13 protein-coding genes are annotated in these 18429 nt (G+C 65.7%); 6 read left to right on the top strand and 7 right to left on the bottom strand.

Translation table 11 applies throughout. From position 1 onward, the window contains the following. The coding region (locus ARC63_RS05205; protein ID WP_231298585.1) for a Plug domain-containing protein at positions 1-296 on the bottom strand (296 nt) is incomplete at its 3' end. Positions 297-435: 139 nt separating this feature from the next. On the opposite strand from ARC63_RS05205, the gene ARC63_RS05210 reads away from it, so the two are divergent. Then, positions 436-1371: a helix-turn-helix transcriptional regulator gene (locus ARC63_RS05210; protein WP_057502712.1), complete on the top strand. Its 936-nt coding sequence runs from the start codon at positions 436-438 to the stop codon at positions 1369-1371. 111 nt (positions 1372-1482) lie between these two features. Next, the gene (gene fauA / locus ARC63_RS05215; RefSeq protein ID WP_057502713.1) at positions 1483-3654 is read left to right on the top strand and encodes a TonB-dependent alcaligin siderophore receptor FauA; all 2172 of its coding nucleotides are present in this window, start codon (positions 1483-1485) and stop codon (positions 3652-3654) included. 17 nt (positions 3655-3671) lie between these two features. On the opposite strand, the gene ARC63_RS05220 is transcribed toward fauA, so the two are convergent. The 4 genes from ARC63_RS05220 to ARC63_RS05235 form a co-directional block, all read right to left on the bottom strand. Then, a complete protein-coding gene (locus ARC63_RS05220) occupies positions 3672-4778 on the bottom strand; it encodes a YdcF family protein (protein ID WP_057502714.1) in 1107 nt (368 codons plus the stop codon). Then, positions 4778-7273, bottom strand: a complete 2496-nt coding sequence (locus ARC63_RS05225; RefSeq protein ID WP_057502715.1) for a TonB-dependent receptor — start codon at positions 7271-7273, stop codon at positions 4778-4780. The genes ARC63_RS05220 and ARC63_RS05225 overlap by 1 nt, the downstream gene beginning before the upstream one ends. A gap of 86 nt (positions 7274-7359) precedes the next feature. After that, complete coding sequence (locus ARC63_RS05230) at positions 7360-8517, bottom strand: ROK family protein (protein ID WP_057502716.1); 1158 nt, start codon at positions 8515-8517, stop codon at positions 7360-7362. After that, entirely contained in the window at positions 8514-9740 is a 1227-nt protein-coding gene (locus ARC63_RS05235) for an MFS transporter (protein ID WP_057502717.1), read from the bottom strand. Before ARC63_RS05235 ends, ARC63_RS05230 begins: the two co-directional genes overlap by 4 nt. A 191-nt stretch (positions 9741-9931) precedes the next feature. Between ARC63_RS05235 and ARC63_RS05240 the strand changes: the two genes are divergently transcribed. Continuing rightward, positions 9932-10414, top strand: a complete 483-nt coding sequence (locus ARC63_RS05240) for a hypothetical protein (protein ID WP_057502718.1) — start codon at positions 9932-9934, stop codon at positions 10412-10414. 51 nt (positions 10415-10465) lie between these two features. On the opposite strand, the gene aceE is transcribed toward ARC63_RS05240, so the two are convergent. Continuing rightward, positions 10466-13138: a pyruvate dehydrogenase (acetyl-transferring), homodimeric type gene (aceE, locus tag ARC63_RS05245; RefSeq protein WP_057502719.1), complete on the bottom strand. Its 2673-nt coding sequence runs from the start codon at positions 13136-13138 to the stop codon at positions 10466-10468. Between the two features lie 244 nt (positions 13139-13382). After that, positions 13383-13727: a hypothetical protein gene (locus ARC63_RS05250; RefSeq protein WP_231298586.1), complete on the bottom strand. Its 345-nt coding sequence runs from the start codon at positions 13725-13727 to the stop codon at positions 13383-13385. Between the two features lie 91 nt (positions 13728-13818). On the opposite strand from ARC63_RS05250, the gene ARC63_RS05255 reads away from it, so the two are divergent. From ARC63_RS05255 to ARC63_RS05265, 3 genes are all read left to right on the top strand, one after another. Further along, on the top strand, positions 13819-14334 hold the full coding sequence (locus tag ARC63_RS05255) for an RNA polymerase sigma factor (protein WP_057502720.1): 516 nt from the start codon (positions 13819-13821) through the stop codon (positions 14332-14334). Further along, the gene (locus tag ARC63_RS05260; protein ID WP_057502721.1) at positions 14331-15353 is read left to right on the top strand and encodes a FecR family protein; all 1023 of its coding nucleotides are present in this window, start codon (positions 14331-14333) and stop codon (positions 15351-15353) included. The genes ARC63_RS05255 and ARC63_RS05260 overlap by 4 nt, the downstream gene beginning before the upstream one ends. A gap of 141 nt (positions 15354-15494) precedes the next feature. Then, complete coding sequence (locus ARC63_RS05265) at positions 15495-18428, top strand: TonB-dependent receptor (RefSeq protein WP_057502722.1); 2934 nt, start codon at positions 15495-15497, stop codon at positions 18426-18428. Position 18429: the final 1 nt, after the last annotated feature.

The raw sequence follows: 18429 nt of genomic DNA on the forward strand, positions 1-18429 counted from the left end.
TTCATGCCGAGGATGGCCTGGCCGTCCTGCAGGATATGCACGCGGTTGCCGCTGAGGCTGCGGATGACCGGAGCGCCCGCGTTTGGCCCGAAGGCGCTGCTCTGCACGCCGGAGACGTGTTCGAGCAGGCCGCCGAGGGTGCGGTTCTGCGCCTGTGGTTTGTCGACAGTGACCCGGGTGTGGATGCGCGAGGGCTGGGAGGCTGGGACCTGGAGGGTGGGGAGGGTGGGTTCGTCCGCGGCCTGGGCGGTGTGGACGGCGAACAGAATGGCAGCAGCAAGCAGGTGGCGACGCATGGCATGATCCGTGAAAACAATGTGAAATGTTATAACGTAACTATTTGTATCGACAAGGGCGAAATGGGCCTTGCGGCAGGCGGTGGATATGAGAATGGTTCTCATATGAAAATGCGGGACGATCCCCTCTGGTCCCATCATGCTCAACCTCACCCTTGCCGACCTTGATCGCCTGGGCCGCAGCAGCGGCTTCCGCTATCGCCTGCCGGCGTCGGCCGCCGATCTGTCGGGTGAACAGTGCGTGGTGCAAGGCAGGGTGGAGCAGCGTCGCCTGCGCCCGGGCATGACCCTGGCGCTGTCGGACGTGATCGCCCATCAGCCGTTCGAGGCAACTTCGGAATCGCCGCCGGCCTTCTCGGCGATTGTGATGCTGGAGGGACGCGCAGGGGCGCGGCTGGCGGGGCAGGCAGTGATCGGCATGAACCCGGGTACCGGCACGATGGTGCTGGCCGAGGCAGCACCGATGACCGCGATTCATCCCGCCGGGCAGCGGATGCGCAGCCTGAATGTCTCGTTGGACGCACCTGCCGGGATTGACGACCCGATGATCAGCGAACTGCTATCCACCGCGCATCGCACCGGTCACCCGCGGTTACGTGGTTGGCTGGTTCCCGGGCATCTCGAGCACGCCGCTGACCAGCTGCTGTCGGGCAGCTGGCACGGCGCGATGCATGCACTGCTGTGCGAGAGTATCGGCCTGCAGATGCTGGCCCTGGCGCTGGGGTCGCCTGCGAGGGAGGCATCGCCGGACCTGCGTGTTTCAGCACGTGACCGCCGCATGCTGCAGCGGGTGATCGATTGCCTGCAGGCGGCACCGGCCGCCGAACACAGCCTGGAGGATCTGGCGGGCCTGGCCTGCATGAGCCCAAGCAGCCTGCGCTTGAAGTTCCAGCAGGTGTATCAGTGCTCGGTGTTCGGCTGGCTGCGCGAGCATCGCCTGCAACTGGCCTGCGCGCAGCTGCGGCAGGGCTGCAGCGTACAGCAGGCCGCGCATTTCGTCGGTTACCGGCATGCCACGAATTTCGCGACCGCGTTCCGTGCGCGCTACGGCATCGCGCCCAGCCAGCTGCGCTGACGCCGGATCAGCGTCGGCAGTGCGCATACATCTGCTGCGTCTACGCATACGTGTGCTCACGATCAAATGACAATAATTCTCATCCAGCCTTTCTCTCCTGCTGGATCTCCCATGCCCGCCTGTATCCGCCCGCGCGCCCTGGCAACCGCCATCGGCACGACCCTGGCGCTGTTCAATACTGCCCACGGCGCCGAGCGCGCCCCCGCCGCGAACACCTCGCAGCTGCCCACCGTGCAGGTCACGGCCGATCTCGATGGCAGCACCGAATCCTCACGTTCCTACACCACCGACTCCATGGGCACGGCGACGGGGTTGTCACTGACCTCGCGGCGGACGCCGCAGTCGGTCAGCGTCATCACCCGCCAGCAGATCGAGGACCGGGGCCTGCTCGGCACCGCCGATGCGCTGGCCACTGCTCCGGGCATCTCGGTCACGCGCAGTGATGCCAACCGCTACTCGTTCTCGGCACGCGGCTTCGACATCGACAACTATCAGTTCGATGGCGTGGTGATGCCGGTGCTGTCGCCGTGGAATTTCGGCGAGAACAACCTGGACATGGTGGTGTACGACCGCATCGAGATCGTGCGCGGCGCCAATGGCCTGATGACCGGTGCCGGCAATCCGTCGGCGGCGGTGAACTACGTACGCAAGCGCCCGCTGCGCGACGTTGCTGCCAATGGCGGCATCAGCCTCGGCAGCTGGGACGCGCGCCGTGCCTGGGTGGACGTGTCCAGCCCACTCAGCCGGGAAGGGCGCGTGCGTGGCCGCATGGTCGCTGCGCAGGCGGAGGGCGACAGCTACACCGCTGGCCTGGACAGCACCACGAAGACGCTCTACGGCGTGGTCAGCGTGGACCTGGGCGAGGACACCGGATTGATCGCCGGTATCTCCTACCAGGCCAACGACAATCGTGGCTTCGGCAGCGGCTTTGCGCTGTTCAATGCCGACGGCACGCGTACCCGCTTCGACCGCTCGGTATCGGCCACCGCGCCGTGGGCACGGATGAGCACCGATACCCGCAACGGCTTCTTCGATTTCAACCATCGCTTCGGCAACGACTGGCAGGCACGCGTGTCCTACAGCCGCTCGCATACCGATATGGAGATGAAGCATCTCTACCGGGGCGGCTATCCCGATCCGGTGACCGGGGCGATGCCCAATGGCAACAGCTTCACCCGCTACGACGGTCCGGTGCGCCGTGAGGCGGTCAGTGCCAGCCTGACCGGTCCCTTCCAGCTGTTCGGCCGCCAGCACACGGCGTCCGTCGGCTGGTCGCGCTCACGCGACGAGATCGCACTGGGGCAGTACCGCGCACTGGCCCCGTTGCCGCCGTTGGCCAGCTATTTCGACTGGCACGGGCCGGGCACGCCCGAGCCGGTGTGGGCCAGCAACAAGACCCAGGCCGATGATCTGGACAATCATCAGAGCGGTGTCTATGCCGTGGCGCGGCTGTCGCTGGCTGATCCGCTGCATGTGATCGTCGGTGGCCGCCTGAGCAACTGGGAGACCGACCAGGTCTACTTCGGCAGCAAACGGAAGTACCGCTACCGCAACGAGTTCGTGCCCTATGCCGGTGTGGTCTGGGACCTCAACGACTACAGCAGCGCCTACGCCAGCTACACCGGCATCTTCATGCCGCAGAACAACCGCAACGAATCCGGACAGATCCTCGACCCGGTCAGCGGCCGCAGCTATGAGCTGGGCGTCAAGGGCAGCTGGCTGCAGGAGCGCTTGAATGCGTCGGTGGCGCTGTTCCGCACCCAGCAGGACAACCTGGCCGAGGCCACCGGTGGTCTGGTCGAAGGCAGCACGCAGGCGGCCTACCGCGCAGTGAAGGGCGCAACGGTAGACGGCCTGGAACTGGAACTGGCCGGTGAGCCGCTGCCGGGGTGGAGCCTGGGCACCAGCTTCACCACCTTCATCGCGCAGGACGCGCAGGGCAGGGCGATCAACACCGCCAAGCCGCGCAGCCTGTTCAAGCTGTTCACTACCTGGCGGCTGCCGGGTGCCTGGGACCGGCTGACCATCGGCGGTGGCGTGGACTGGCAGAACCGCATGTACCAGACCGCCACCGCGCCCGGAAATCGCCGGGTGCCGGTGCAGCAGCCCAGCTACGCACTGGTGAACCTGATGGCGCGCTACCAGTTCAGCTCCAATGTGTCGGCGGCGGTCAACATCAACAACCTGTTTGATCGCCATTACTATTCGCAGATCGGCTTCTACAACCAGGGCTGGTACGGGGCACCGCGAAACGTGATGTTCACGGTGAAGGTCGGTTACTGAAGATGCCGTCGCGCGGTTCAGGGATCCAGCGGATCCATCGGATCGATGCGCAGCGATTCGGGAGCCGGCACGAACGGGATCGCGTACGGGGAAACGCGTGAACCGACCTTGCCCGGAACGTAACCCAGTTCATGGCGGTTGCGCTCGCTGAAGGCGCTGCTGGCGACCGAATCGATATGCGATGGACTGCTGACCACCAATGCCGGTTGCCGCGGCGGTGCCTGCAGGGCCGCCAGCAACCGGGCCGCATTGCGCAGATTGGTGGTGGTGTGGCGGGCATACGGCTCGATGATGATTGCATCTGCGGGAATGCCGAAGCGTGCCATCAGCGCTTCGCGCATCTGCACCGCTTCGACGCTGCGGGTGCCGCGTGGATGTACCGCACCACCCGAGACGATGAGGAAGGGTGCATCACCTGCCGCGTAGCGCTGCGCGGCCGCCTTCAGGCGCAGCTTGCTGCCGGCGCTGAGCGGGGTGGTCAATTCGTCCGGTCCCTGGCCCAGCACGATGATCGCGGTGTACGGATGCGCATTCCAATCGAGCTGCCGCGCACGCGCAAACGGCGCGGCGTTCATTCCTGCGCTGATCGGCTCGAAGCGGATCGCATCGAGGCGGTCATTGGCATCGAGCAGGCCTACCGCCACCGCGATGCTGCGATCGAAGGCGGTGTAGGCCGCGCTGGCGTCCACCTCGCTCATTTGCACGGCAATGGCGACGTCGCCGGCCAGTCGCGTGCTGCCCGCCGTGCCGACCGGGCCGTCGATGGCGTCGTAGCGGGGCGGCTGGCCCTGGCCATAGACGGAGAGAATGTTGTTGAGGCCTGCCAGTTCCCGTTCGATGGCTTGGGCGTGCGCGGGAGCCGCGGCGATCAACAGGCCGGCCTGCGTGGGCGTCCAGCGTGCGGACGCGAGCGTGCAGGTGGCGGTCCGGCAGTCGGCCAGCTGCTGCATGCGTTCGGCCAGGAGGGCGCGCGCATCACCGGGCAGTGTATCGGGCTTCAACTGCATGAGGGTCGGGAACAGTCGTGCGGCCAGCGCGGCGCTGTCGCGGTCGTCGGCCGCCGCCGCAAGCGGCAGCGCCGCCGCGGCAAGTAGGGCAAGGGACAAGGCAAATCGTCGATGCATCACCAGCTCCTGCTCACCATCAGGCGGACGTTGCGGCCGAACAGCGGCCGTCCATAGATTGCCTCGGCCGAACCCTGTCCGGCCAGGGCATCGGTGCGGGTGTTGCCCTCGGTGAGTCCCTTTTCATTGGTCAGGTTGTCGCCCACCAGCTGTGCGCCCCAGTTGCCGCGTTTCCATGAAACGCCCAGCCCCAGGGTCTGGTAGGCAGGCAGCGCCGTCTGGTTGAACAGATCAACATAGGATTTGCCGACCACGTCATAGCGCAGCCAGGTCTCGAACTGGTCCTGGCCGTGCTGGAAGCTGAAGGTCGGGCGGAGGTTGCCGTAGAGCTTGGGCTCGCGAACGATCTGCTTGCCGTTGACGGCGGCCGGATCGGCGCCGGAATCGTTCTGCAGGCTGTCGTACTGCGGATCGCTGACCGTGATCGAACCGGCAATGCTGAACCAGTCGAGCGGCCGGAACAGCCCATCCAGTTCGATGCCCTTGGAGACGGCGGTACCGATGAACGGCACCGACTGGTCATTGCGGCCGGTCGTCGGGTTGAACGCCACGAACGAGGCGTTGAGCGGGTCGAACTTCGTGTAGAACGCAGTCAGGTACAGGTAGGACCGGCCGAATCCGGCCTTCAGGCCCAGCTCGTACTGGTCCAGCTGCGTCTGCACGATGGTGGGATCGATCGAGCGTGCCACCGACGAGTTGGGGACGATCTCCATGTGCGAGACACGGGCGTAAGCACCCACCGAAGAGGTGAAATCGAAGTTCGCGCCGACGGTCCAGTTGGTCGCGGACGGATCCAGGCGATGGTTCTGGACGACGCCGGTGAACCGGCGCGTGGTGTTGTCGGCCAGTGTGGTGCGGTCGCCGAGGTCGACCTGGGCGGTCTGCTCTGCATAGCCTTCATAGCGGTAGCGTTCATGGCGGATGCCTGCGTCGAGCTTGAAGCGGGCCGTCAGTGCCCACGTGTCATTGGCATACACCGCGAACATGCGGGCATCCACTTTGCCGCGATTGAGGGTAGTGGTGTAACGCAGCGCGCCCTTGTCGGTGACGTATCCCAAGGGGGCGCCATCGTTGCCGTAGGCCACCAGATCCAGCAGGCGTGGCTTGCCGCGCATCTCCATCAGCATGTCCTGGTACAGACTGAAGGCCGTGGTGCCGAAGAAGGCCGTATATGCGCCGATGTTCAGATCGTGGCTGCCCCAGGCCGTTTCAAACAACCGCGTCGCACTGAAGTCGGCCTGGCCGGAGTAGAAGTCCGAATCTGCGGCCCGGTACTGGGCCGAGATCACCAGGCCGGAGTCGGCATAGGGGTCGTAGGCGCTCGCCCCGTTGCTGCCGGCCAGAGCGTAGTCCATCCGCGCGACGCCGGCGCCGAAGGCGCTACGGGCCGCGCCCAGATAGCCGTTGGCGAAAGTGCGTGCGTCGACCGGGTTGGTGGTCGAGTACAGTGCGTCGAAGGTGTTGCGGCCCTTGGTGTAACCGGTTTTCAGCGAGATCGTCCAATCGCTGGCGGTATTCTCGTACTGGAAGCCGATGTTGCCGAAGCGCATGTGCCGGCCATCGGCCAGGTCGCGGTTCATGCCCTGCAGGACGCCGCCGCCATCGAGGTATTTCAGGTTGACACTGCGCAGCGACGGCGAGTTCAGCGTACCGTCGAAGTAGTCGATGTACGGGTCCAGCGGGACGCTGGGATTGCGCGGATCGGCGACCGGGATCGGCAGGTAGAACGTATTGTGGTCATCGACGAAGGTACCGCTGACCTTGAACCAGCTGGTGTCGTCGAAGTAGTGCTTGATGTTGCCCCTGATCTGCCCGCCCTTGTCGTTCGGGAAGCCGTTGTCGCGGTAGCCATCGTGCTGGCGCAGGAATCCACCGACCGCATAGAAGGTGTCCTTGCCGAGGGCGCCGGACTGGTACATCTCGCCACGGTACAGCCCGGTGTCACCGACGGTCAGCTGGGCCTTGCCGTGGGTCTGTTCCGAGCCCTCGGCCAGGATGTTGTTGACGATGGCGCCGCCACTGCTCGCATAGATCGGCGCCGGACCACCACGCACGATCTCCACCCGCTGGTTCATCACGTCGAACCGGTTCATGCCGTCGCCGGAATTGAAGAAGTGGCCATCCAGCTCCTGGTAGAGCGGCAGGCCGTCCTGCTGGAAGGCGATGAAGCCACGATCGGTGGGAATGCCGCGCAGCCGGGTGATGTTCTGCACCTCGCCGCCGGTGGCTTCGACATGGATGCCGGGCACGGACCCGAGCAGGTCGGCATAGCTTTTCGGTGCGAGTTTCTGCACGTCTTCGCGGCTGAGCGAATTGACTGCGAAGGACGCATCGAAACGACGCTGGGTGCGCGCCGCACCGGTGACCACCACCGCATCCAGCGTTGCGGCGTCGACGCTGCCCTGGTTCTGGACCGGGGCGTCCTGCGCAGAAGCGTTGCCGTGCAGGGATATCAAGGCCAGGGAGATTCCCAGGACCAGGGGGCTGATGTTCATCGGAGGGCGGCCATGCAGGGAAGGGGGACCGCTGCACGGTAGGTCCGGGCGATGACGGAATTGTTTACTTCGGCGGAAATAAACAATTAAACGATGGCATCGGCGCCCAGCTGGTGGATCGGCAGCAGCGCCGCGCCCACCGATACCGCGGATCCTCCCAGCCGTGACACATGCACCTGCGGCAGGCGCAGGCTGTCCAGCGCGCTGCTCCAGCGTGCCGGCTGCTGCAGGTGTTGCCCCAACGCTTCCAGTACCTGGCGGGGCAGCGAACCGGACAGGATCACGGCGCCCGGATCGAGCCACGCCACGCCGGTATTGGCCGCCGCGCCCAGCTGGTTTCCCGCGCGTTCGGCCCAGGCACTGATGATGCCGGCATGGCTTTCCAGGCAGGCCTCCAGCTCGAACAACGAAGGAATCCCGGCGCCGGCGTCGCGCAACGTGGCCAGCAGGTCGATGCCCGAGGGGCGCGGTGCGTCCATGCGGAACAGGCGGCCGATGTCGCCTGCATTGCCGAACTCACCGCGCATCACATCACGCCGGTGGATCACGCCGCCACCCACGCCGTGGCCGACATACAGCAGCAGCGCCGAAGCGCAGTCGCGGATCAGCCCGCTGTCGTAGTACTCCGCCAACGCCGCCAGGGTTGCATCGTTCTCCACCCACACCGGGAAGCCGAAGTAGTCTTCGAAGAACTGGTCGTTGTCGATGTCGCGCCAGCCATGCAGCCAGTCCACCGCGTGCCGGCGTGCCGGACCGGTTTCGACCACGGGCCCCGGAACGGCCACGCCGAGGCCCAGAAAGCGCGCGCGCATCAGTCCGGTGCTGCTGGTGAGGCTGCGCAGGCGCTGGTCCACGCAATGGACGAAATCGAGGGGATCTGCGCTGTCGAATGCGGTGGCATCGCGGGCGATGACCTGGCCGGCGAAATCCACCAGTGCGATCTCCAGCCAACCGGGATGCACCGTGGCACCGGCGGCATAGCCGCCCCGACCGGACAGCGCCAGTGGCACCGAGGGACGGCCGCGCTGGCCATCGGACAGTTGTCCCTGTTCCTCGATCACTTCCAGCATCAGCAGTTCACGCGCCAGGCGGGTCAACGCGCCGTTGTGCATGCCCAGCTGGTGGGCGATGGTGATGCGGGGAACCGCGCCCATCGTGCGCAACAGCCAGATGATGCGCTTATGGTCGGCCTCGAGCGCGATCAGCGGCTTGCGGCGCAGCCGCGATGTCGGGGCCAGGCTCACGGGCGCAGGCCCTCGCTGCGTGCTGGAGGGATGGGCCAGGCCAATGCGGCCAGCGAAAGCAGGCTGCCGATGGCGACCAGCGAGACCAGGGCGACCGAGGTGTCCAGATCGCCCGCCTGTATACCGGGCAGCACTTCGCCCAGCAGCAACGAAGAGGCCGCGATGGATAGCTTCATGGTTCCGGTGAGCAGTGCGAAGCAGCTGAGGTCATCGTCGCGTCCGCCATGGATGGCGTGGCGACGGGCGATCAGCGCGGTGCGTCGCCACAGTACCAGGCCGACGCTGGCCACCGCCGTCCCGTGGGTCGCGGCACATGCAATCGCTATGGGCGTGGAGGGGAGGGCCAGGTACACGCCGACGGCTCCGACGGCCAGCACCGACATCAACGCGAGCATCCCGGTCTCGCTGTGCAGCTTTGTACGCAGGCGCAGGCAGAGCCAGGGGGCAACCACCATGCCCGCCACCATCGCGAAGGTCAGCGCTGCCCCATGTTCGGCGAAGGGGAACAGACGCCCTGCCAGGCCGACCAGCGTCGTCTCCGCCGCCGCGGCCAGCAGAACCGGCAGCAGCGCTGGCAGGGGCAGGGCAACAGCAGCGGGCCTGGTTGCGCTGGGCCGTGGGGGCGTTGCGACGCAGGCCAAAGGAAGCGCAGCGGCCGCGATCAGCACGCCGATGACCATGCAGATCAGCAACGCGTTGCCACTGCCCTGGGACGCAGGCGTACCGACCACGACGAACAGCGCCGAGGCAATGCACAGCTTGGAGATCGGCACTACCACGGCGCGGGTGGAGACATAGCGCATGGCCTCGACCTCGTCACGGGGCAGCAACGACGTCAACGCGTTCTGGGCCACGTCGTAGACTGCATAGCAGGTACGGAACAGCAACGATGCGACCAGCAATGGCAGGAAGGCGGGCTCGGTTGCGTTGCCCGGGCTGAACAGCAGGCAGGCGCTGGCCGCCGTGCCGAGCCCGCCGATGAGCTGCAGGCGCAGGGCGAGGCGCTGCTGGTTGCGCAGGCGGGTGAACACGGCGGCCAGCAGCAGATCGAGCAGGCTGCTGTAGGCCAGTGAAATGGCCAGCAGCTGGCCGGTGTGGGCCGCCGACAGCCCCAGCCGGGCGTGCAGGTAGTAGCCCAGCACCAGATCCACGAATGACCAGGCCAGGGTGCGGGCAAAGTGGCCGGCGGCATAGAGGTGCCGTGGCGAGGGCTGCGCGTTCAACGCCGTGTACTGGGGGAGAAGAGCCGGAGATGCTGGATCGTTCTACTACCCCTGTGTGACATGGTCCTGACATGGCGGGTGGCCGGGCATTCAGCGCGTGGCTTGCACCCCCTGCCGCGGGCGTGCAGCATTTGCCCTGCTGCCCCCACCACGCGTCACGCAGCGCTTTCTTCACTGGAACGGAGCAACGTATGAAACTGTTGTCCGCTGTGTTGTTGTCTGCGCTTTCGCTCTCCGCCGTTCCGGCGCTGGCAGTGGAAGCTTCGCCCTCACCGCTGTTGGGGCGCTGGTCGCTGGATATCGCCACGTCTGCACTTCCCGAAGCGCAGCGCCCGAAGCATGTGGTGCTCGAGTTCAAGGACGCCGGTGCGGGGCGTTGGAGTTCACATGTGGACATCGTCCTGCACGACGGCAAGACCATGAAGTCCGACGGCACGCTGGCGCTGGACGGCACGCCGGGGCCCTTGTCCGGTACTTACGGCGCGGACAAGGCCAACCTGAAACTGCCGGCGCCGAACACCCTGGTGATGCAGCTGGTGGACCACGGCACGCCGGCCTCCACCCGCATCTATACCGTGGCGGCCGACCGTACGACGATGACCGAGACCAAGGCGTTCTACGGCCACGACGGCACGCCGATCCTGCAGACCAATCTGTTCAAGCGCATGCCCTAGCGATGCTGTGTTCACCACGTCCGCACAACGGGCGTGGTGAACACGGCAGCCTCACACCGCGGCCGGATCGCGTTTGCCGGTGTCGATGCCGTACTTGTCGATGGCCCCCTGCATCCGCAAGCGTTCGATGCGACCTTCGTCAGCCAGTGATTTCAGGGCGGCCAGCACGATGAAGTGGCGATCCACTTCGAAGAAGGTGCGCAGCGATTCACGTGTGTCGGAACGGCCGAAGCCATCGGTGCCGAGTGCGGTGAAGCGGCGGTCGTTGATGAAGGGACGGATCTGGTCGCCGACGATCTTCATGTAGTCGGTGGCCACCACCACCGGGCCTTCATGGCCCTGCAGGCACTGCTGCACGTAGGGTACGCGCGGCTCCTCGGCCGGATGCAGCAGGTTCCAGCGTTCGGCGGCCAGGCCGTCGCGGCGCAGTTCGGTCAGGCTGGTGGCGCTCCACACATCGCTGGCGACGCCGAAGTCCTGCTGCAGCAGTTCTGCCGCGGCTTCCACTTCGCGCAGGATCGAGCCGCTCCCCATCAGCTGCACGCGTGGCTGCGAGGCGGTATCGGCGGCTGCCGGATGCAGCAGATACAGGCCCTTCAGGATGCCCGCTTCCACGCCCTCCGGCAGTGCCGGCTGCGGGTAGTTTTCGTTGAGCACGGTGATGTAGTAGTAGATGTCTTCCTGGTCGACATACATGCGGCGCAGGCCGTCATGGATGATCACCGCCAGCTCGTAGTTGTAGGTCGGGTCGTAGGACACGCAGCTCGGAATCACCGACGACAGCACGTGGCTGTGGCCGTCATCGTGCTGCAGGCCTTCGCCCATCAGCGTGGTGCGGCCCGACGTGGCACCGAGCAGGAAGCCGCGGGTACGTGCATCGGCAGCGGCCCAGGCCAGGTCACCGACACGCTGCAGGCCGAACATCGAATAGAAGATGTAGAACGGAATCGTGGCCAGGCCGTGGTTGCTGTAGGCGGTGCCGGCGGCGATCCACGAACAGATCGCTCCGGATTCATTGATGCCTTCCTGCAGGATCTGGCCGTCCTTGGCTTCCTTGTAATAGCTCAGCTGGCCGGCATCCTGCGGGGTATACAGCTGGCCCAGGTAGGAGTGGATGCCGATCTGGCGGAACAGGCCTTCCATGCCGAAGGTGCGCGATTCATCAGGCACGATCGGAATCACCAGCTTGCCCAGGTCCGGGTCCTTCAGCAGGCTGGTGAGGATGCGCACGAAGCCCATCGTGGTGGACTGGCCACGATCGCCGCTGCCCTGCAGCTGGGTGTTGAAGATCGACAGCGGCGGCAACGGCAGCGGATCGACCTTCGCCAGCCGCGCCGGCAGCTGGCCGCCCTGGATGCGGCGGCGCTCGGCGAAGTAGGCGGCCTCGGCGCTGCCCGGCTCCGGACGCAGATAGGGCATGTCCTCCAGTTGCTCGTCGCTGACCGGCAGGTTGAAGCGGTCGCGGAAGGCGCGCACCGCGTCGGCGCTCATCTTCTTCAGCTGGTGGTTGATGTTCTGGCCTTCGCCGGCTTCGCCCATGCCGAAACCCTTGACCGTCTTGGCCAGGATCACTGTCGGCCGGCCGCGGGTGTTCACCGCCTGCTGGTAGGCGGCGTACACCTTCTGCGGATCGTGGCCACCACGTGCCAGCGCCCAGATCTCGTCGTCGCTCATGTGCGCGACCAGCTCCAGCAGCTCGGGGTAACAGCCGAAGAAATGCTCGCGCACGTAGGCGCCGCTCTGCGACTTGAAGGTCTGGTAGTCGCCATCCACGCATTCCATCATGCGCTGGCGCAGCAGGCCGCTGTGGTCGCGGGCCAGCAGGTCGTCCCAGCCGCTGCCCCAGATCAGCTTGATCACGTTCCAGCCGGCCGCACGGAAGGTGCCTTCCAGTTCCTGGATGACCTTGGCGTTGCCGCGTACCGGACCGTCCAGGCGCTGCAGGTTGCAGTTGACCACGAACACGATGTTGTCCAGCCGCTCGCGGCCAGCCAGGGAAATTGCCGCCAGCGATTCGGGCTGGTCCATTTCGCCGTCGCCGAGGAAGGCCCAGACCTTGCGGCCCTGGTGTTCTTTCAGGCCGCGGTATTCCAGGTAGCGCATGTAGCGCGCCTGGTAGGCGGCGGTCAGCGGGCCCAGCCCCATCGATACGGTGGGGAACTGCCAGAACTCCGGCATCAGGCGTGGGTGTGGATACGAGGACAGGCCTTCGCGGCCGGCTTCGCGGCGGAAGTTGTCCATCCGTGCCGGATCGATGCGGCCCTCCACGTACGCGCGGCCGTAGATGCCCGGCGCGGAGTGGCCCTGGATGTAGATCATGTCGCCGTCGAAGGTGTCGGTGCGGCCACGGAAGAAGTGATCGAAGCCGACGTCGTACAGCACTGCCGCGGACTGGTAGGTGGCGATGTGGCCGCCGACATTGGAATGCTTGCCGGCACGCAGCACCATCACCATCGCGTTCCAGCGGATCATCGCGTTCAGGCGGCGCTCGATGGCCAGGTCACCCGGGTAGGCCGGCTGGCGCTCGGGCGGGATGGTGTTGACGTAGGCGGTCCAGGCACGGGTATGCAGGTCGCCGTGCTGCTGGGCGTCCAGATCGCTCAGCTGGTCGATCAGGTAGTGCGCGCGCGGCCGGCCGCCGGCCTGCATCACCGCCTCCAGCGATTCACGCCACTCCCGCGTTTCCAGCGGGTCGGTATCGAAGGGGATCAGGGCTTGGTTCATGACGGTCTCCAGAGGGCGCCGGTCGGACTTCTGCCTGGGCGACAACACCGGCAGGGCGCACAGCACTGGAGCGGGGTCGCAACGGCAGGGCCGTGACGCGAAGGGCGACCGTGGCGGCCACCGAGAAGACAAGCGTAGGCCTGCCCCCCACGCTTCGGTAGGCGGGCGGGGCTTGGGTCTCTGGCAAGCAAGGGTTGGCGCCGCGCGCCGTATCATGGGCCGATGCGCTGGGTGCGCCCGCTGATCAGGCCGGGGACAGCCCAGGCAGGAACACCGGGATGATCGCCACGCCGACGCCCAGCAGGCACCAGGCGACGATGGGCAGCCAGCGCGCCAGGCGTTGGGCGGATTCCGGTGCACGACGGCCGCCGATCCACAGCAGCAGCGTGAGCACACCTAGCGCATAGGCGAGGACGACGACTACCGGATGCACATGGATGACCCGGCTGGGCGGCCACATCTGCTGCTGGTAGGCGGTGGTGTGGGCGACCAGCAGCAGGAACAGCAGGCTGCTGAGGGTGTTGATGGCGGTGCGTGCGTTGATGGGAGCACTCCTTGTGCGGGCTGCCGGGCAGTGCAGGGGCCGCATTCTAGCGGCTGCCCGCCGGTCGTTGAAACGCCACTGTCATCGATGGCGGTCACCCTGCGGGGCTTTCCAGCCTCGGGGTGGTTGGCCGGCCGTGAACAGCGTGAGGATCTGGGAGAAGAGCTACCAACTGCGGCGCCGGCTGCTGCGTGGCTTCTTCCTGCGTCGCGGTTCGGCCAGTGAGGATGCCGAAGACCTGGCGCAGGAGGTCTACCTGCGCCTGCTGCGCAGCACCGGCGAAGATGCCGATGCGGTCGAGAACCCGGAAGCCTACCTGTTCACTGTGGCGGCCAACCTGGCGCGCGAGCATGCGCGCGCGCGGTCGTCGCTGCCGCCGCTGGAAGATGTCGATCTGTTGGCCGAAGTGCTGAAAAGCGAAGAAGACATCGAGGGTGAATTCGAGCATGCGCAGCGCTGGAGTGATATCCGCAGCACCATCGCACGACTGCCGGCAACCACGCGGCGGGTGATGGAGCTGCACTACCGCGACGGGTTGGACTGCCCGGGAATCAGCCAGCAGCTGCAGGTGTCGGTGCACATGGTGCGCAAGCACATCGGCAGGGGGCTGGAGGCCTGCAGGAAGGCGCTGGGCGCCAGGGAGCACACATGAGCCGGAACTCATCGACCGTGGCCGACGACACGATCGCCTGCGAGGCCATGGACTGGTTCCTGCGCAATCGCGACGGAACACTGGGTGAGGCCGAGCGGGTTGCGTTCCTGGACTGGATGAAGTGCTCGCCGGAGCATGTGCGCGCCTATATGCACGCCCTCGCGCTGCACCGGCAGGTCGGTGAGGCGCTGCAATCGCCGTTGCCTGAAGAGGCGCCGGTGCCACCGCGGCAGGTCGCCGCCAAGGTGGTGCCGCTGTTCGGTAGCGTGCATGCGCCGCCGCGCGCTGTGCGGCCTCGGGGGCGTGCGCGCTGGTGGGTGATGGCTGCCGCAGCCTGTACGGCCCTGCTCGGCGTGGGCCTGGTTCCGCAGCTGATGCCCACCGCGCAGCTGTACAGCGCCGACCATGGTGAATTGCGTGACCTGGTGCTGCCCGACCAGACCCAGGTGCGGCTCAACGCGGACAGCCGCCTGCGGGTACGCATGGGCTGGTTCAGCCGCAAGGTGGAGCTGTTGCAGGGTGAGGCCACGTTCGACATCGCCCGCGACCGCCGTCCGTTCGAGGTGGAGGTGAACGGCCTCGAGATTCGAGACATTGGCACGGTGTTCGATGTCGCGCGACGGTTGCAGAGCACGCGCATCGGCGTGGTTTCCGGCGAGGTGGAGATCTGGAGCCAGGGTGCGGACGCCCGGCGTCTTGCGCAACTGGGCGAAGGCCGGGTGGTGCAGGTCGACGCGCGCAGCCATGCGGTGGAGTCGCTGGATGTACCGTTGTCGATGCTGCTGGACTGGCAGCAACGCAAGGTGTCCTTCCTGGATGAGCGGCTGGACGAGGTGGCCGCTGCCTTCAACCGGCACAACCAGGTACAGGTCCGCGTGCTGGACGAAGGCGCTGCATCGGCACGGTTGTCGGGCAGTCTCGATGCGCATCGCATCGGTGCGCTGCAGGCCTTCCTCGAACGCGACCCGCGTTTCCTGGTGAGGCGCGAAGGCGACACCGTGCGGGTCGGCAGTCGCTGAGGCCGACGTGGCCGTGGACTGTCAGAAAAAATTCATCGAATCCGCGTTCTCCACTTCGGTGGATGCGGGCTCTTACTTGGGAGAAGCCACTGCCGAGCCACGCAGCGGCGCCTGCTGCCTTCTCTCTTCCAAGGACCCGTGATGCGCAACACGCTCTACCTGTCGATCATCCTCGCCCTGTCTCCCTGCAGCGTGCCGCTGGCGGTCGCGGCCACTGCCGATGGCCTTGAGGCCCGCGTTTCGGCGCCGATCGCGGCGCAGCCGTTGGCACGTGCACTGGAGCAGTTGTCGCGCAGTTCCGGAGTGCAGTTCCTGTACTCGGCCGGCGGTGATGCGCGCATGGCCGGTGCGGTGCCGCGCGGTGCCACCGTCAAGCAGGCGCTGGATGCACTGTTGGCCGGTACCGGCCTGGGCTACACCGTGGTCGATGGCAATGTCATCGCCATCGATCCGGCGCCCGTAAGCAACGCGCCGAAGCCGGCCGCGCCGAAGCCGCGCGAGGCCGAGGCGGTGGTGGCGCCGACCCTGGACACCGTCAAGGTGATTGCCGCGCACGAGGTGATCGACCAGAAGAAGTCGTCGCCAGTGATCAAGGATTCGGTGGTCTACGACGAGATGGACAGCTACGGCGACGAGACCCTGGCCGAGAGCCTGATGGCCGCTCCAGGCCTGAGTGCGGTGGAGGATGCCGGCGAGCCACGTTACGTGACCGTGCGCGGCGTACAGGCCAACCTCAACTACACCACCATCGATGGCATCGCGATTGCCAGCGTGGGAGGCAGTGGCTCCGGCGAGCGAATGAACAACCTGCAGCTGATTCCCAGCGACATCGGCACCCGTACCGACATCTACAAGAGCTTCAGTGCGGAGCAGGCACCGGATGCGATCGGCGGCGTGATCGACATCATCAGCCGCAGTGCTTTCGACCGGTCCGGCAAGTACGTGTTTGCCGATGTGGCGGGCATCTATTCCACCGCCGAGACCAACGTCGAGCGCAGCGCAGGCGGCAACCACGAGACTCTGGGCCACTTCGGCAAGAGCGCCAAGATGGTGTTCTCCAACCAGTTCGGCGCCGACCAGGAGTTCGGCATCGTTGCGGTGGCACGCTACGAGCAGCGTTCACGCAACAGCGTCAAGCGCTGGGTGGAGTCGAACTACTACTACAACGACGCTGGCAAATACCTCACCGACGGTACCACCGGTCCGGACGAGGCCAAGGGCTGGAACGGGCTGCGTGCTCCTGGCAACTTCAGCACCGGCACCTATACCAACTTCATCACCAACTTCGGTGGCTCCGCCAAGCTTGAGTGGAAGCCCTCGGATGATCCGTTCTACGCATCGCTGCTGCTGTACTCGTACCGGTTCTACGAGAACTCGACGATGAACAAGACCGATCTGTACGGCAATGCCAAGTTCCCGATCCGCAACCAGACCGAGGACAGCGGCGCCACCCAGATCAACAGCATCTACATCAAGAACCGTCACGACCGCTGGGACCGCAGCAACCGTGGTGCCGTCGCCAGTTTCAACTGGGACATGGGCGACCGTTCGCGGCTGACCCTGCGTGGCGGCCATACCGAAGAGACCTTCCACAACAACCAGGTCTACTGGGGTGTGCGCGCCTACCCAAGCAATCTGTTCGTCGACTACGAGAACGACAGCCATGGGTTCCCCAACGCGGTGGCGGTTTCCGATTCCAGCCTGCTGACCAGCTCCGCGTTCAAGCTCAATCCGGCGCAGGCCTATGTCTCCCCGCGCGATGCCAAGGAGAGCATCGACAACCTGCGCGCCGATTTCAGCTACAACATCGACGCCGATGCGCGTGGCTTCGGCCTGGCCGCCGGCGCCGAGTACCGCCATCTGAAGATCTGGCAGGACATCGACTTCGACTACTTCAAGAGCAGTGCCACGCTCAACGATTACCTGTATCCGGGTTCGACGCTGCTGGGCAGCGTGCCGGGCTTCCCGCTGATCGACAACCGCAAGTGGAACGAGGAGCTGCTGCCGAAACTGGGCAACAACAATGCGGCGTATCCGAATGCCAACTTCACCAGCGACTACACGTATGTGGAGGACATCACCAATGCCTATGTATCCGCGCACTACGCCTGGGACCGGCTGCTGCTGATCGGCGGCCTGCGCTACGACCACACCCGCTTCGATGCCTACAGCCCGTTCAGCGATGATGGCGGCACTACCTATACCTCCGCCTTCCGCAATACGAGCGGTGGCTACAACAACCTGCTGCCTTCATTGAATGCGACGTTCAAGCTGAGCGAGGACCAGCGCCTGCGCTTCTCCGCCAGCCGCACGCTGGGCCGGCCGACGCCGAGCAACATCGCCCAGGCCACCAGTACCAGTTGTGGCGATGACGAGGAGGGCAGGGGCTTCTGCAGCATCAAGCAGGGCAATGCCGATCTGCAGCCGCGACGTTCCACCAACATCGACCTGGCGTGGGACCTGTACTTCAACGGAAACAACGGCCTGGTCTCGGTGGCGCTGTTCGACAAGGTGATCAAGGACGACATCTACACCCTGACCACCTTCGAGAACGTGGGTGATGCCCGCTATCGGGTGACCCAGCCGATGAACACCGATGAGTCCACGCTGCGCGGTGTCGAGTTCGCGGTGGCCAACCGCAACCTGCAGTGGGGACGCCAGCGCTTCGACATGTACTTCAACGCTACACGGCTGGAAGGCCAGACCAACTACCGCATCAGCGATGGCACCGAGCGCCGCCTGGATCGCCTGCTGTACCAGCCGGACTGGTCGCTCAATGGTTCGGTGATCTGGCGCATGCCGTGGAAGAGCGCGCAGCTGCGCCTGTCCGGCACCTACCGCAGCCGGATGCTGGTCGACTTCGGTGACACCGAATGGCTGGATTCGTACTACGACCCGTACATGACGTTCAACATGGCCTTCAGCCACAAGCTCAGCAGGCACGTGACGCTGAAGTACGAAGCCAAGAACCTGTTCAACACCCAGCCGACCTACAGCACCGGCCCGAACGGGCGCTTCCGTACCGAGATCGACGACTACGGCCGCTTCTTCTACTTCCACATCATCTACAACTGAG

The organism is Stenotrophomonas geniculata ATCC 19374 = JCM 13324 (assembly GCF_001431625.1).
Classification (GTDB): domain Bacteria; phylum Pseudomonadota; class Gammaproteobacteria; order Xanthomonadales; family Xanthomonadaceae; genus Stenotrophomonas; species Stenotrophomonas geniculata.

Coding starts and splice junctions, on each gene's coding strand:
- ARC63_RS05250 (WP_231298586.1), bottom strand. CDS start 13,727: ATGCGGCCCCTGCACTGCCCGGCAGCCCGCACAAGGAGTGCTCCCATC.
- fauA (WP_057502713.1), top strand. CDS start 1,483: ATGCCCGCCTGTATCCGCCCGCGCGCCCTGGCAACCGCCATCGGCACG.
- ARC63_RS05225 (WP_057502715.1), bottom strand. CDS start 7,273: ATGAACATCAGCCCCCTGGTCCTGGGAATCTCCCTGGCCTTGATATCC.
- ARC63_RS05265 (WP_057502722.1), top strand. CDS start 15,495: ATGCGCAACACGCTCTACCTGTCGATCATCCTCGCCCTGTCTCCCTGC.
- aceE (WP_057502719.1), bottom strand. CDS start 13,138: ATGAACCAAGCCCTGATCCCCTTCGATACCGACCCGCTGGAAACGCGG.
- ARC63_RS05220 (WP_057502714.1), bottom strand. CDS start 4,778: ATGCATCGACGATTTGCCTTGTCCCTTGCCCTACTTGCCGCGGCGGCG.
- ARC63_RS05260 (WP_057502721.1), top strand. CDS start 14,331: ATGAGCCGGAACTCATCGACCGTGGCCGACGACACGATCGCCTGCGAG.
- ARC63_RS05210 (WP_057502712.1), top strand. CDS start 436: ATGCTCAACCTCACCCTTGCCGACCTTGATCGCCTGGGCCGCAGCAGC.
- ARC63_RS05240 (WP_057502718.1), top strand. CDS start 9,932: ATGAAACTGTTGTCCGCTGTGTTGTTGTCTGCGCTTTCGCTCTCCGCC.